The sequence below is a fragment of the Flavobacterium collinsii genome (genome assembly GCF_902804485.1).
Lineage (GTDB): Bacteria > Bacteroidota > Bacteroidia > Flavobacteriales > Flavobacteriaceae > Flavobacterium > Flavobacterium collinsii.
In genome coordinates, this window is sequence record NZ_CADCST010000094.1 from 1 (window position 1) to 459 (window position 459).

Below are 459 nucleotides of genomic sequence, written 5' to 3' on the forward strand. Positions count from 1 at the left end.
AACCGATAATTTCTTTGAGTTAGGAGGACATAGTCTGATCATCGCTCAGGTGATCAACCGTACACATAAGCAATTAGGAAAAACAGTCTCTTTTAAGGTATTTTTTGCCAATCCAACAATAGAAGGCTTGAGTAAGGAATTACAGGAGAAGAATTTTATAGCAATTCCTAAAGCAATAGAAGCAGCATCTTATCCGTTGACCTCTTCGCAAAGCCGACTTTGGATTTTGAGCCAGTTGGAAGGCGGTTCACTGGCGTATAATATGCCAGCGGCAGTCAAACTAACCGGGGTTGTTGATGGGACTAAATTTGAAGAATCGTTTAAACGATTGATCGCTCGTCATGAAATTTTGAGAACCAGTTTCAAAACAGATCAGTCCGGAGATGTTCGACAATACATCGTACCCACAGAGCAAGTCAACTTTACGATAGCAGAGCAGGACTATAGTGCAAGAGAAAA

1 protein-coding gene is annotated in these 459 nt (G+C 41.0%); it reads left to right on the forward strand.

The window, feature by feature from the left end; all coding sequences use genetic code 11:
- The coding region (locus tag FLA105534_RS14320) for a condensation domain-containing protein (protein WP_173966803.1) at positions 1-459 on the forward strand (459 nt) is incomplete at both ends.